At 63.7% G+C, this 13,197-nt stretch carries 14 protein-coding genes and 1 tRNA gene; 4 read left to right on the top strand and 11 right to left on the bottom strand.

Annotated elements, in window-relative coordinates:
- Positions 1 to 26 precede the first annotated feature (26 nt).
- Positions 27 to 743 carry a prolipoprotein diacylglyceryl transferase family protein gene (locus D1Y84_RS08845; protein ID WP_158615399.1) on the top strand — a complete coding sequence of 239 codons (717 nt, stop codon included), beginning with the start codon at positions 27 to 29 and terminating at the stop codon, positions 741 to 743.
- Positions 744 to 792: 49 nt separating this feature from the next.
- Here the strand turns inward: D1Y84_RS08845 and D1Y84_RS08840 are convergent, their stop codons facing one another.
- The 11 genes from D1Y84_RS08840 to D1Y84_RS08790 form a co-directional block, all read right to left on the bottom strand.
- The gene (locus D1Y84_RS08840) at positions 793 to 2,463 is read right to left on the bottom strand and encodes a DUF5597 domain-containing protein (RefSeq protein ID WP_233581292.1); all 1,671 of its coding nucleotides are present in this window, start codon (positions 2,461 to 2,463) and stop codon (positions 793 to 795) included.
- Between the two features lie 40 nt (positions 2,464 to 2,503).
- Positions 2,504 to 3,583, bottom strand: a complete 1,080-nt coding sequence (locus D1Y84_RS08835; protein ID WP_124848186.1) for an LLM class flavin-dependent oxidoreductase — start codon at positions 3,581 to 3,583, stop codon at positions 2,504 to 2,506.
- Positions 3,583 to 4,632, bottom strand: a complete 1,050-nt coding sequence (locus tag D1Y84_RS08830; protein WP_124848185.1) for a RimK family alpha-L-glutamate ligase — start codon at positions 4,630 to 4,632, stop codon at positions 3,583 to 3,585. Before D1Y84_RS08830 ends, D1Y84_RS08835 begins: the two co-directional genes overlap by 1 nt.
- A 177-nt stretch (positions 4,633 to 4,809) precedes the next feature.
- A complete protein-coding gene (gene rplI / locus D1Y84_RS08825; protein ID WP_124848184.1) occupies positions 4,810 to 5,265 on the bottom strand; it encodes a 50S ribosomal protein L9 in 456 nt (151 codons plus the stop codon).
- 28 nt (positions 5,266 to 5,293) lie between these two features.
- Positions 5,294 to 5,626: a 30S ribosomal protein S18 gene (gene rpsR, locus D1Y84_RS08820; RefSeq protein ID WP_124848183.1), complete on the bottom strand. Its 333-nt coding sequence runs from the start codon at positions 5,624 to 5,626 to the stop codon at positions 5,294 to 5,296.
- Positions 5,627 to 5,690: 64 nt separating this feature from the next.
- Positions 5,691 to 6,152, bottom strand: coding sequence for a 30S ribosomal protein S6 (rpsF, locus tag D1Y84_RS08815; RefSeq protein WP_124848182.1), 462 nt, complete (start codon positions 6,150 to 6,152; stop codon positions 5,691 to 5,693).
- Between the two features lie 67 nt (positions 6,153 to 6,219).
- Complete coding sequence (gene pth, locus D1Y84_RS08810) at positions 6,220 to 6,846, bottom strand: aminoacyl-tRNA hydrolase (RefSeq protein WP_233581291.1); 627 nt, start codon at positions 6,844 to 6,846, stop codon at positions 6,220 to 6,222.
- A 6-nt stretch (positions 6,847 to 6,852) separates the two neighbouring features.
- On the bottom strand, positions 6,853 to 7,521 hold the full coding sequence (locus D1Y84_RS08805) for a 50S ribosomal protein L25 (protein ID WP_124848181.1): 669 nt from the start codon (positions 7,519 to 7,521) through the stop codon (positions 6,853 to 6,855).
- A gap of 113 nt (positions 7,522 to 7,634) precedes the next feature.
- Positions 7,635 to 8,660, bottom strand: a complete 1,026-nt coding sequence (locus D1Y84_RS08800) for a ribose-phosphate pyrophosphokinase (RefSeq protein ID WP_199726457.1) — start codon at positions 8,658 to 8,660, stop codon at positions 7,635 to 7,637.
- Positions 8,661 to 8,882: 222 nt separating this feature from the next.
- Positions 8,883 to 8,956, bottom strand: a tRNA-Gln gene (locus tag D1Y84_RS08795).
- A 69-nt stretch (positions 8,957 to 9,025) separates the two neighbouring features.
- Positions 9,026 to 10,186 (bottom strand): 4-(cytidine 5'-diphospho)-2-C-methyl-D-erythritol kinase, encoded by a 1,161-nt coding sequence (locus D1Y84_RS08790; protein ID WP_370245740.1) that lies wholly within the window; start codon positions 10,184 to 10,186, stop codon positions 9,026 to 9,028.
- Positions 10,187 to 10,415: 229 nt separating this feature from the next.
- Between D1Y84_RS08790 and D1Y84_RS08785 the strand changes: the two genes are divergently transcribed.
- From D1Y84_RS08785 to asnS, 3 genes are all read left to right on the top strand, one after another.
- Positions 10,416 to 10,790, top strand: coding sequence for a DUF4440 domain-containing protein (locus D1Y84_RS08785; RefSeq protein WP_124848179.1), 375 nt, complete (start codon positions 10,416 to 10,418; stop codon positions 10,788 to 10,790).
- A 134-nt stretch (positions 10,791 to 10,924) separates the two neighbouring features.
- The gene (locus tag D1Y84_RS08780) at positions 10,925 to 11,761 is read left to right on the top strand and encodes a sugar phosphate isomerase/epimerase (RefSeq protein ID WP_124848178.1); all 837 of its coding nucleotides are present in this window, start codon (positions 10,925 to 10,927) and stop codon (positions 11,759 to 11,761) included.
- Between the two features lie 21 nt (positions 11,762 to 11,782).
- A complete protein-coding gene (gene asnS, locus D1Y84_RS08775) occupies positions 11,783 to 13,165 on the top strand; it encodes an asparagine--tRNA ligase (protein WP_124848177.1) in 1,383 nt (460 codons plus the stop codon).
- Positions 13,166 to 13,197 lie beyond the last annotated feature (32 nt).

The following is a 13,197-nucleotide window of genomic DNA, read 5'->3' as shown; positions in this document are numbered from 1 at the left end:
CGGGCTTCAGACCTCGAGGTCTGACTGTGTTTCCTTTCCTCCCTTTTCCCTTCTTTTCCATCTCCATCCAGAGCCTGCTGATCGGGCTGGGCGTGCTTGCCGCGCTGCGAACAGCCGAGCGGCTGGCCTGGCGGCTGGGCCTCGCGGCGCACCCGGTCTCGACCGCTGCGCTGCTCGCAGGGGCCGGCCTGATCCTGGGTCCGCGGCTGATCCTTCTGATCGCAGGCTGGCGCGACTTCGTGGCGCATCCGTCCTGGATGCTCAGCCTGTTCCATGTGGAGGATCCACGACTTCTCTATGCGGGGGCCGTGATAGGCCTGATCGTGGCGACAGGATCGCTCATGCGCGCCCGGGTGAACGTGCTGCTTGCCGCGAACGCCCTGTTGCCCTGTGTAACGTTGCTGCTCGCGTTTGTGCACGCGGGCTATTTTGCCGAGGGCGCAGAGCCGGGGCGGATAGTCGCGGCCAGGTGGGGCGTCATCTGCACAAGGCACCTGGCCCGCACCCTGTATGGAACACCTCTGGATGTTCCGCTTGTTCCAGTGGCAGCGTACGGGTCGGCGGGTTTCGCCCTGCTTGCGCTGGGCACCGTCTGGATGGCTGCCCGGGACGAGCCACCGCCGGCACGGTGCTGCTACTCGCGGGCGTGTTGCAGGTCATCCTTGGGCAAGGGGAGCTACGCTGGGCAGGCGAACCGATGCTGCTCGGTGCATTTACCTGGGCGCAGACGGCAGGGGCGGTGAGCGCATTGTGCGGCTCGCTGCTCCTGCTGTTTCGACAGAACGAGTTTCGCTAGAACGTAGTCAGCCGCACGCGCAGAACCTGCGCGGCGCTGGTGAAGTTCAAACCATAGTCGGTCTGGTCGCCGTTCCACAGGCGGGTGCCCTTCCACTTACCCTGCTCATAGCTGCCTTCTTCCACCGAGAGCCACATGCGCTGCGACTTCTGCTCGTTCGCGGGCACAAGAGCGTTGAAGTCGACACGCGCGTGCACGCCCGTGACGAGGAACTCGTCAGGGCCAAGCTGCACCACGAGCGCTTCGCCCTCGGGCTTCGCATTGCCCGGCGCGGGTTTTGACGAGTAGAAGGTGGGCATGCCGTAGGAGACAGTGGCAGACCACCGCGCGGGCTGGCCGTCGACGGGCGCGAAGTGCAGCGTCTCGGTGTGCACATCCGGATTTTCTGCCGAACCGCGCACGCGGTCTTCACGGTTCCACTGCGCCAGTTCGCGCTGCATGGGCGCGACGATGCGGTAGTTGAGAGCAAAGGGTGCGAGGGTTTCGGTATCAATTTTTTCTGCCCCGATCGGCGCGTTGGAGTAGCCGGTCTGATCCATGCCGAACGGCGACCAGCCAAAGGCTCCGTGGCCGAGCGCGGCAAAGAAGTAGTGCGCGTACGCAGGGGCATTGCCGGTCTCGGGCACAAAGAACGGGTTCCAAGGCAGCGCGTACTGCGTGAGCACGGCCGTGTAGCTGGCATGGTCGGGCAGGTAAATATCGGGCTCGATCGCGTCGATCGCTGGACACATCGCGTGCCAGATCGGCAAGGCGTCGGCTACGGCGGCGCCACTCTCGAAGCTGCCCGGAGTGGCCTTGTGCAAGGGGTCGCTCACCGCCGCATTGACGTATAGCGGCAGTGGATACACGCGCCTGCCGGCCTCGGCTACCTGGTTGATGTAGCGGCTAACCGCCCAGGCGTGAAAGTATCCGTCGGCATCCGCGCCGAAGACCTCGCTCCAGTTGCCATGCGCGTCGGCTTTGCCCATCGCGGTGAGCACCGCCTTTGGCACGGGCTGCTCAAAAAGCCTGTTTGCCTGCGGAGAAAAATCACGCGTGTTGCCCCACATGCCTGCTTCGTTCTCGACCTGCACCATCAGCACCGTGTGCTGCGGGTCGGCCTCTTTGAGGTGCTGCATCAGCGTCGTGAAGGCCCGGGTGTCGGCGGCAAGCGTAGCCGGGGCGAATGGCGACATGGAGAAAGACTGCCGGCCATCTTTGCTGACTGCGAGTGGAAAGCGCTTTCCGTCGAGCTTGACCCACTCGGGCGCGTACCCGGGGCTGCCGTTCTTCCAGGTGCCGAACCACAGCAGGACGAGGTGCACGTTGTGCGTGCGAGCCTGCGCCAGCAGCAGGTCGATGGAAGAAGGATCGAAGCTACCCTCGGTCGGCTCGAACTTTTCCCAGTAGATCGGGGCTTCCACGGTGTTGACGCCAAGCTCTTCCATCGCGGGCCACACCCTGGGTAGCGTCGCGGTGAATGCGGAGGAATTGTTCATCTGCGCGCCCAGCATTAGAAATGGCGCGCCGTCGACGATCAACGCGGGATGGGCGCCGGTGCGGTCGATGTGCGGCAGGATGGAATCCACAGAAGTCTGTGCTGCAAGCGAAGAGGCAAGAACAGCAGGAAAAAGCACGGCGCAGCGCGCAAAACCAAGCATGCGCCCCAGCATAGCAGCGGGGCGCATGCGCTTGTTGCGGCGACAAGATGCCGGAGTTGAGAGAGCGTTACAGCCCGGTCAGTTGCGCGTCCAGAGTGCTGCCCGCGTTCTCTGCGCCGGCGACGATGCGCGCTGGCATGACCTGCTCAGCGAAGCGCTCCATTTCTTCGAGTTGCGGCGAGCTTTGCAGCAGCAACAGGTCCACACCGACTTCGGCAAACGCAGCAATCTGTTCCTTAACCTGGTCCGGTGAGCCGACCAGGCCGGAGCGCAGCCCGCGGTTCGAAACCGAGTAGTCCTCGAGTGAGATCTTCTGCTCAAGCTTGGAGCCGGTGACCCACTGCTGGTAGTTCTTATAGCCCTGCGCGGACTGCTGCACGTCGGTGATGCGGATGACTTCCTTGCGGGCCTGTTCGGGAGTGTCACGCACCACCGCATACCCGGCCACGCCGAACACCATCGGGCCGAGCCCGGCGCGTTCACGACGCTCGCGCATATCCGCGATCTTCTCGCCGACACGCGCCGGCGAGTCGCCATGCATCAGGTACGCGTCGCACTTGCCTGCGATGAGGTTCTTCGCCGTCTCGGACTCGCCACCCGCGTAGAGCGTGGGGCGCGGCTTGCGTACGGGCTTGGGTGAAAGCACATTGTCAGCAACGTTGTAGAACTTGCCTTCGTACGAGAAGCCCTGCTGCGACCAGCAGCCGTTGAGCACATCAAGCCACTCGTTGGTGCGCGCGTAGCGGTCGTCGTGCTGGTCAAAGTGCAGGCCGTACTTGGTCGCCTCATCGGCCCACCAGCTCGAGACGACGTTCAACGTCAGTCGCCCGTTTGAGATGTGGTCGATGTTGGCGGCCTGCTTGGCCAGCAGCGCGGGGTTGTGGAAGGTAGGCCGGACGGCCACCATGATCTCGAGCTTCTCGGTCACCGCAGCCAGCGCGGCGGCAGTGGACCAGGCATCGAGAGAGGGCGCTTCCACACCCTTGATGTCATTGAGATTGAGCTCGGCGATGAGCGACAGGTCGTAGCCGAGCTGCTCGGCACGCTGGGCGAGCCGCCTGGTGTAAGCCCAGCTCGCTTCCATATTCTCGTCGTCCACATTGCGCAGCCAGCCGCCGAAGACGGGCATCCAGAAGCCGTACCGCATCAGCGCACCCCGGCTGTCAGGGCAGCCGCAGCCTGCCCGATGCCCAGCTCGGCATCATGCTCAGAATGCCACTGCTTTGCGTCTGCCTTGGTGGCTTCAAGGCTGAGCCAGTCAACCAGTCGTGCGAATGGATCGAAGCCAACCACATTGACGCCATCGGCGACGAAGTTGGAAAGCGCGTTGACGTCGTAGAAGAGCGGAACGCCAGCCGCGCCATCGCGCTCGTCGATCATGTACTCCACGCCGCCAAGCTCCACGCCGGCCGCGGCCATGATGCGTTCCACATCGGCAATCACGGAGGAGGGCGGATCATAGCCTTCGACGCGGATGCCGGACTTGGGTGCATCGATGGCGCAGGCCGCCCGGTTCAGGTCGACACCGCTGGTGGTGCGGCAGATGTCGGCGGGGCACAGGTCGAAGGTCTCGCCGGTGGTGTGCACCTTGATGGCATAGAGGAACTTGCCGTCCAGCACCTCGCAGCGGACGATGTAGCCCCCTGCGGCCGGGATGAACTCCTGCACCAGTGCGGTGGAGTCGAGGCCGAACATGAGCTCACCCGCCTCGGCGGCCGCGGCGAGCTGTTCACGCGAGTCGAAGCGCTTTACCCCGGCACCGGAACCACCGATGTTGGGCTTGACCACGACCGGGAAGCGCAAACCTTCGGTCGCGTCAGCGGCCTGGGACGGCCGATGGATCACACGCGCTTTGGGGTAGGGGATGCCGAGCTCGTCCAGCATGGAGAGCTGCGAAGCCTTGGACAGTTCGGAGCGAAACGCCTCGGAGCCGTTGATCACGCGCACACCGCGTGCGGCCAGGTGGTCAAGGTAGCCCAGCGTGTAGAAGATGGTGTCGCCATGCTCGCGATTCCAGGCAGATGGGCTCATCCGGTTCACCACGAGTGAGTAGCGCTGCTCCGGCCGGTCCTCGATCGCGTAGCGATGGGAGACGGCATCCAGCTTCTCGTACGGGAGGTTGCGACGCTCAAGCTCGGCAAATAGTGGCTTGAACCAGTGCGGCTGCTCGTAATAGATGGCAATCGGCTTGGGCATGGGGTGCTGCTCCTCGGGGACCGGACCTGAGTCCGGTGCATCCACAGACTCGCAACCGAAGCACCGCGAGATCCGGAATGGAGAACGCCACCTCTCAGCGAACAAGAGGCGGCGGGATTGGAACTATGGGGCTTGAGATGCAGAAAAGCCGCCTGCTCGGAGCAGGCGGCTTTCGGGTTATGCGGCGGGCGCGTCGCCCTTGATCACAACCTTGACGTGCGCACTGACCTCGCGGTGCAGCTTCACCGGCACCAGGAACTCACCAAGCTGCTTGAGCGGTTCGGGCAGGTGGATCTTACGGCGATCCGTGGTCAGGCCCTTGGCCTCGAGCTCGTGGGCGATATCCGACGAGGTCACGGAGCCGAACAGGTGTTCGCCTTCGCCAACCTTGCGGGTGAACTCGAGCTCCACAGCGTCGTACTGCGCGACGAGCTGCTCGGCCTCGGCCTTTTCCTTGGCCGAGCGGCGGACCGCAGATTCCTTCATCTGCTCAATCACAGCCTTGTTGGCCGCAGTCGCCTGCATGGCGAGCTTACGCGGCAGCAGATAGTTCCGGCCGAAGCCGTCGGCCACCTTGACAACGTCGCCACGCTGTCCGAGGTGATCTACATCTTCCTTGAGAATGACTTCCATGGTGCGGGTCTCCTGAGTTTCGAAACGACTAGTAGCGGGCTGCGAACGGCAGCAGCGCGATGTTGCGAGCCTGCTTGATGGCGCGCGTGAGGCGACGCTGGTGCGTGGTGCAGACACCGGTCAGGCGACGGGGCGTGATCTTGCCGCGCTCCGCTACGAACTGCTGCAGCAGACGGACATCGCGGTACGGGATCGCCTCGATCTTCTCAACGCAGAACTTGCAGACCTTCTTACGACGGAAGAACTTGCGGCCACCACCGCCTGCGGGACGCGGGGGACGCGGGCCGCCGGAGGATGGTCCACCAGAAGACGGACGTGGTGCCTCGGAGGGGGAAGAAGTTGCTGTGATTTCGTCTGCCATGAATGCTGTTCCCTTCTTGCCAGCGCCTGAGCGCGGCGGCGGTTCCTGAAACTGAATCTACGGGTTAGGCCAGAGCCGGGGCTTCGGTCGCTGCGGGTGCCGGGGCGGCGGCGGGTGCTGCCGGGGCCGGGGCGGCCTGAGCGGCTTCTGCCGAGGCGCTGGGCTGGGCAGAGCGCTTGGTCTTGCTGGCACGCAGTGCGCGAACCTTCTCGAGACGCTTTTCTTCCTCGTCCATGCGCACCGTGAGGAACTTGATCACAGGCTCGGAGACGCGAAGACGACGCTCGAGCTCGGCGACCAGCTTGCCATCGGCATCGATCGTGAACAGGACGTAGTTGCCGTCGTTGAACTTGCGAACCGTGTAGGCCAGCTTGCGACGGCCCATCTTCTCGATCGAGCGCATGTTGCCGCCGCCACTGGTGACGGTGGTCTCGAAACCCGAGATGAGCTTATCCATATCTTCTTCCGACGCATCGGGACGGATGATGAACATTACTTCGTAGAAACGACCTGCGACTTCAGCCATATGTTTGCCTCGCTCCTGCCCCGCCGACTGCGCGGGGACGTGTTTCTCATGTCGTGCTGCTGCCTGGCTACTGCGCGTTCTGCTGCACTTTCGGTTGGTCCGTGCCAAGCGGCTCGCGCGGGTTGATCTTGTTCATCGCGGCTGCCACCCCTTCGGTGGCCACGATCGCGACGGCCTGGGCAGCACGGTCAAGCGCCTCGCCAAGCAGGTTGAGCTCCATTCGACGCATGGGTTGCAGCAGATAATCTGCACCCCGGCGCCCCTTGCCGATCTCTCCGTCCGGACCTACCCCGATCCGGATCCGCGCCCACCGCTCTGTACCGACCAGCGCGTTGATACTCTTGGCGCCGTTGTGGCCGCCGGACGAACCACCCGGGCGGACCCGCACCGTACCCAGTGGCAGGGCAAGCTCGTCATACAACACGAGCAGGTCCTGCTCCGGCTTTGCGTCCAACTCGCGCAACAGCGCGGCCACCGATTCGCCGCTGAGGTTCATCCAGGTTTCCGGCTTGGCGAGAACAACCTCGCGGCCACCTACCTGAACCCTGGCGGTCAATGCCCGCCCGCGCCGATTGCTGATCGGGATCCCGGCCGCTTCCGCAATGCGGTCCACGGCCAGAAACCCGGCATTGTGCGGTGTCCACTGGTACTCCGGGCCAGGATTGCCCAGCCCGACCACCAGCAACGTCGCCACGTGCTGTTACTTCTTTGCCGGGGCTGCAGGAGCAGCTGCTTCGTCGCCCTTGCCCTTCTTTGCGACTTCCGGCTCCGCGGCTGCGGCCAGTGCATCGGCCGTCGCTTCGTCTTCCTTCACGATCGCCAGATGAGCCACGGTCGCGTCTTCGTCGGTGATGAACTTGAACTTGCCGCCGTGCGGCAGGTCGGCCACGCGGATCACGTCGCCCACCTTGAGGTGGGTGACATCCACTTCAATCGAGCTCGGGATGTCGCCCGGGAGGCACTCGATCTCGACTTCACGCAGTACCTGGTCGAGCAGGCCGCCCTCGTTCTTGACGCCGAACGCGGTGCCGACAAGCACAACCGGCACTTCCGCATGCATGGCCACGTCAAGCGCAATGCGCTTCAGGTCCACATGGATCAGGCGGTCACGGATGGGCTCAAACTGCCAGTCGACGATCATGGCCTTGGCCTTGGCGCCCGCAACGTCCAGGTCGAAGATGGTGTTGTGTCCAGTATCCGAGTGCAGGATGCGCAGCATCTGCTTGGGGTCGAGCTCCACGGCCACGGCCGCTTCCTTGGCGCCGTACACCACGCCGGGCAGCTTGCCCGCTACCCGTACACGCCGTGCTGCATTCTTGTTGAACTTGCCTTCGCGGACTACTGCGGTTACCACTTCGTTCGCTGCCATGCTTGCCTTCCCTGTCCTTTCGGGCACAGTGCCCGGGCTTCATGCCCGGGCTTGCCGCTCCCTTTGTTCGACGTCAGCCGAGTACTGCTTCAGCCATGCAACGCGGTGCGTTGTTAGCTGAACAGCGTGCTGACGCTGGTTTCCATGTGAATGCTTTCAATCGCCGCACCCAGAAGCCCGGCAATGGAACGCACCTTGATCTTGTTCTGCGCCTGCGCGTTCTCCGACAGCGGAATCGAGTCACTCACCACCAGCTCCTTCAACCGGGAGTTGGCGATGCGCTCGACCGCGGGGCCGGAAAGCACGGCATGCGACGCACAGGCATAGACCGCAACCGCACCCTGCGCGAGCAGTGCATCTACTGTCTTGACCAGCGTGCCCGCGGTGTCCACGATGTCGTCGATGATCAGGCAGGTCTGCCCGCGTACATCGCCGATGACATGCATCACCTCGGTCACGTTGATATCGGTGCGCCGCTTGTCCACAATGGCCAGCGGCGCTCCCATCTTGGTCGCGAAAAAGCGCGCCCTCTCCACACCACCTGCATCCGGAGACACCACTGTCAGATTTGGCAGCTGGAGCTCGCGGAAATAACTGACCATCACCGGGCTGGCAAACAGGTGATCCACGGGGATGTTGAAGAACCCCTGGATCTGCGCGGCATGGAGATCCATGAGCAGCGCACGGTTTGCACCGGCTGTTGTCACAAGGTCGGCAACGAGCTTGGACGAGATGGCAACGCGCGGGCGGTCTTTTCTGTCCTGCCGTGCGTAGCCGTAATACGGAACCACCACGGTGATGCGCCCTGCGGAGGCACGCTTCAACGCGTCGATCATGATGAGCAGCTCTACCAGGTGGCGATCCACCGGATTCGAAGTAGGCTGCACCAGAAAAACATCCGCGCCGCGGACGTTTTCCAGAAGCTGGAAGTGCATTTCGCCATCGGCAAAGCGCTGGATCCGGGTTTCCCCGAGTGGCACCCCGATGTGTTCGCAGATTTTGGCTGCGAGCTCGGGATTGGCGCTGCCGGAAAAGATCCGGAAACGCTTGTCTTCGCGAAGGCGGGAACCTCGTTTGCGATCCCCCGCAGCCTTGTGGCTGCCATGTCCGTCACGCCCCGTGGTTTCGGGCGCGTGCATTCCATCCTCTGCTTTTGCTGACTCCACGCTCTGCTTCATGCAATCACCCTGTCGCGAGGCTGGTTATCCTCGCTCGCTGGCTATCCACTTCACCATCCCGGGGAACCGGCCGCTTTGCCGTTGCCCGCCATGGCGCTGTTGCTGTGTGTTCCTCTGACAGCTCCAGATTGCTTCTGTTGCTTCCGTCGCTTTTCTGGTACATCCGAGTTGCTGTTCCCAAACTGGCTGGGCGACTAGGATTCGAACCTAGACAAAGTGCGTCAAAGGCACTTGACCTACCATTAGTCGATCGCCCAAAAAACCTACCCGCCTGTTTATGCGGGGCAAATCCTCTTAGCCGTAGCCTGTTGCCTTACTCTGTCGCTCTACTCTTCGTGCACCACCATGCCTGACCAGTACTCGGCGCGCCCCAGAGTGCGCGTGCGCAGAGCACGAATGCCAAGCCGATTGAGTCGCCCGGCTGCCGCATCTGCCGCATCCGGCGAAGCGTACAGACCGAACACAGCCGACCCCGAACCCGAAAGCGCGCAGTACACTGCTTCGCTTGCTGATGCCGCGGCGTCGAACTGCCCGTTCGCAGGAGTGCCTGCGATCACACGCTTGATTTGTTCAAGAAGGGGATGCTGCCGGAAGACGACCTGTTCAAAGTCGTTTAGGAGTATCCCGGTCTGGACAAGCGTGGAAAGCAAGGTTCCCGCTAGGTCTCTGCTCCCTGGTGCAACCATGCCGGGCGATGCCGGGGACTGCGGATGGGGAGAAAAAACACCGGTTGCGTGCTGCTCACACCATGCTGCTGCGAGAGCTCGACTCAACTCCTTGAGTCTATCGGCGATCTGGGCTGCGGTCAAACCCTGGGCTGCGAGGCCTTCGTCCCAGGCGCGAAATGCCGCGGGCGTCGAGACCCCTTCCGCAGGCAGCGCCACCACTGCCGGGAGGTCGCCGGCGTCGGGCAGCGGTACAACTTCTTCGCCGCGGCCGACCCCGAGCACCGTGCCGCCCAGCAGGAACAGCGGCACATCGGAGCCGACTTCCTCGGCGAGGCGGAGGCGGTCGCGTCCGGCAAGCGGTGCAGCAAGCCCCTGCCGCTGCAGTTCGCGCTCCAGGCCAACCAGCGCGGCGGCGGCATTGCCGGAGCCGCCACCAAGGCCGCCCTGGATTGGCAGGCGCTTGTCGATATGCACCCTCACGGTAAGGCCTTCGCGCCCGGGGAAGGCAAGGGCCGCCGTGAGCATCCTCGCGACTGTGTTGCGGCCGTCGAGCGGGATGCGCCGGTCCGTGGCGGTGAGCCGGACTGGGTTGGCACCCTTTCCGTCACGCGTGACGGAAAGAGTCAACAGGTCATGCGCTTCGATCGTCTGGTACAGCGTCGCAAGCGCGTGGAAGCCGTCGGGCCGGGTGGGTCCGATGGCCAGCCCCAGGTTGACCTTGGCATGGGAACGAAGTGTGACCGGCATCGCCACAGTGTAGCGGGCGAGGCTGCGGATCGTGCCCGCATGCAGGCCCGGCGCCCGAGCTCCCGCGAGCACGCGGGGAGCTCTGGCCGGGTCGAGATGCGCCACCTGGTGGCGAAAACGAAGATCCAGGCCGCCATGCCAGCTTGGTTGCCGCTACACTGCCTCGTATCTGACGACCGTTGCGGCCGCCGGCTCTCACCGTGCGGGTATCTGCCCGGAAGCAGTCGCGGTCAGCGGCCTCAGCTTGCGGAGGACGGCGGGACGACTGGCGATATCTTGGAAAGGCTGCAGGCTGCTCCCCATGACCCAAAACGGAAAGCAACCCACTCATGCCACGCTGTGCCAGGCGCTCGCTGGCCTGGAGGAGCGGCTCCTCGACCCGGCGGTGCGCAAGCAGCGAAGCGCGGTGACGGCGCTGCTGACCGAGGAGTTCCGGGAGGTGGGCCGGAGCGGACGCGTGTACACTCGCGATCAGATTCTGGACCTGCTGGAGCAGGAGGCGCCCGCAAGCATCCGCATGGAGCAGTTCGCCGCCACCCCTCTGGGACCGGAAGCAGCGCTGGCTACCTACGTGAGTATCGCGAAGGATGGCACAAGAACCCACCGGTCTTCCGTGTGGCTTTACCGTGAAGGTCGCTGGCAGATGCTCTTTCACCAGGGCACGCCCGGCGCGTAGTGCGCCGCATCGAGTGCTGGCCCGCCCCCTTCCGCCACGCGATGAAGTGAAAAGTGGTTCCATGAACGGTCTCGGATGGTTGCGGGCGCTGCAACCCGGGATGAGAAGATAGGGGCGGGACTTCCTTCCGACTCATGCTGAAAGTAATTTCGACACACGTTTTTCTTCGTTCACGGCTGCATCCTGGCCTTCTCGACACGCTGGCCCGCACCGGCACCGCCGGCATCGAGATCTTCGCCGCCCGTGAACACTTCGACTACACCGACCCGTCTTCCCTCCGCGAGATCGGCGACTGGTTTCGCGCCAACCCCGTGGAGCTGTTCTCCATGCACGCGCCGCTGTACAGCGACCGCGACTCCGGACGGGGCGGTGAGCCGTCCGTCAATGTCGTGCACCAGGACAAATCGCGCCGGATCGACGCGATGGACGAAGTCAAGCGGGCACTTGAAGTCGCCGAGCAGATTCCGTTCAAGCACCTGGTGCTGCACCTGGGCGACCGCGGGGATAGCTGGAGCGCGCGCACCCTCGAAGATGCCCTGACGGCGCTTGAGCACCTGCAGACCTATGCACGCCCACTGGGCGTTCGCCTGCTCGTCGAGAACATCCAGAATGAAGTGACCACGCCCGCACACCTGCTGGAGATCCTGAACGTAGGGCACCTGGACGACATTGGCGTCTGCCTGGACGTAGGGCACGCGCACCTTGGCGACGGCGTTGCCCAGGCCATTGAGACGTTGAGCCCGCGCATCCGCACGGCGCACCTGCACGACAACAAGGGCGAGCGCGACGAGCATCTCTGGCCCGGGGACGGCACCATCGACTTCGCAGCCGCGCTGGCAGGGCTTGCCAAAGCACAGCAGCAGCCGGCCGGCATCCTTGAGATCCACCATGGTTACGGCACGGATGTCGCGCTGGTTGTGGAACGGGCCAAGGCTGCCTTTGCTGCTTTTGATGGCGCGGCCCAGCACTAGCCCCCAGGAGAGGACAGCAGCATGACAGAGCAAGACAAGGCGCTGACGGCGGATACGCAGGAGAGCACGGCAGCAGGCGCATCGGCGCAGCTGAGCACGATCGCTGCAATCGGGCGGCATGAGGGCGAAACAGTGACCCTGCGCGGGTGGCTGTACAACCTGCGCGAAAGCGGCAAGCTGCTGTTCCCGATCTTTCGCGATGGCTCCGGGACCATCCAGGGCATCGTGCCCAAGGCCGCGGTTCGTCCGGAGGTGTTCGAGGCGATCAAGGGACTGACCCAGGAATCAAGCGTGATTGTGCGCGGCAAGGTGCGCGCCGACAAGCGGGCTCCCGGTGGCTTCGAGCTGGACGTCGAGGATATCGAGGTCCAGCAGCGCGTGGCCGAGGATGCACCCTTTCCCATCTCGCTCAAGGAGCATGGTGTCGACTTCCTGATGGAGAATCGGCACCTGTGGATCCGCACGCCGCGCCAGTCGGCGATCCTGCGCATTCGTGCAGAGATCATCAAGGCAGCGCGTGATTTCCTGGACGAGCAGGGATTCACACTTACCGACCCGCCGATCCTGACGCCGGCGGCATGCGAAGGCACCAGCACGCTCTTCCCGGTGGAGTACTTCGGCGACGAAGCGTTTCTGACGCAGAGCGGCCAGCTGTATATCGAGAGCACGGCGCTCGCGCTGGGTAAGGTCTACTCCTTTGGACCGACTTTTCGCGCGGAGAAGTCGAAGACACGGCGGCACCTTACCGAGTTCTGGATGGTGGAACCGGAGATGGCCTACGCCGGCCTGGATGAACTGATGGAGCTGGCAGAGAACTTCATCTCCTTTATTGTCGATCGGGTGCTTACGCGCCGCCATGCCGACCTTGTGCTGACAGGCCGCGACGTGACCAAGCTCGCAACGATCAAGGCTCCCTTTCCGCGCCTGCGCTATGACGAAGCTGTGCGCATGCTGAACGAGGCGCATGCTCGCGGTGAGCTCGAGCAGCCGTTCGAGTATGGCAATGATTTTGGTTCGCCTGACGAGACATGGCTTTCCGCGCAGTTTGATCGACCGGTCATGGTGCATCGCTACCCTGCTGCGGTGAAAGCGTTCTACATGCAGCCCGACCCGGAAGACCCACGGTATGCCCTGTGCGTGGACGTGCTTGCTCCGGAGGGCTACGGCGAGGTGATTGGCGGCTCCGAGCGCATTGCAAGCTATGACCTGCTGAAGCAACGCATTGAAGAACACAACCTGCCCCTCGATGCGTTCCAGTGGTATCTCGATCTGCGCCGGTACGGCTCTGTGCAGCACGCAGGGTTCGGCATGGGTATTGAGCGCGCGGTGGCGTGGATCTGCGGGCTGGATCACGTGCGGGAGACGATCCCTTTTGCGCGCACCCTCAACCGGATGTATCCGTAAAAAGTGTGGGAACAGAAAAGGCCGGCTGCTCG

This window comes from Acidipila sp. EB88 (genome assembly GCF_003858395.1).
Lineage (GTDB): Bacteria > Acidobacteriota > Terriglobia > Terriglobales > Acidobacteriaceae > EB88.
The sequence above is the reverse complement of the archived record's forward strand: the minus strand, read 5'-3'. Positions and strand labels throughout refer to the sequence as shown.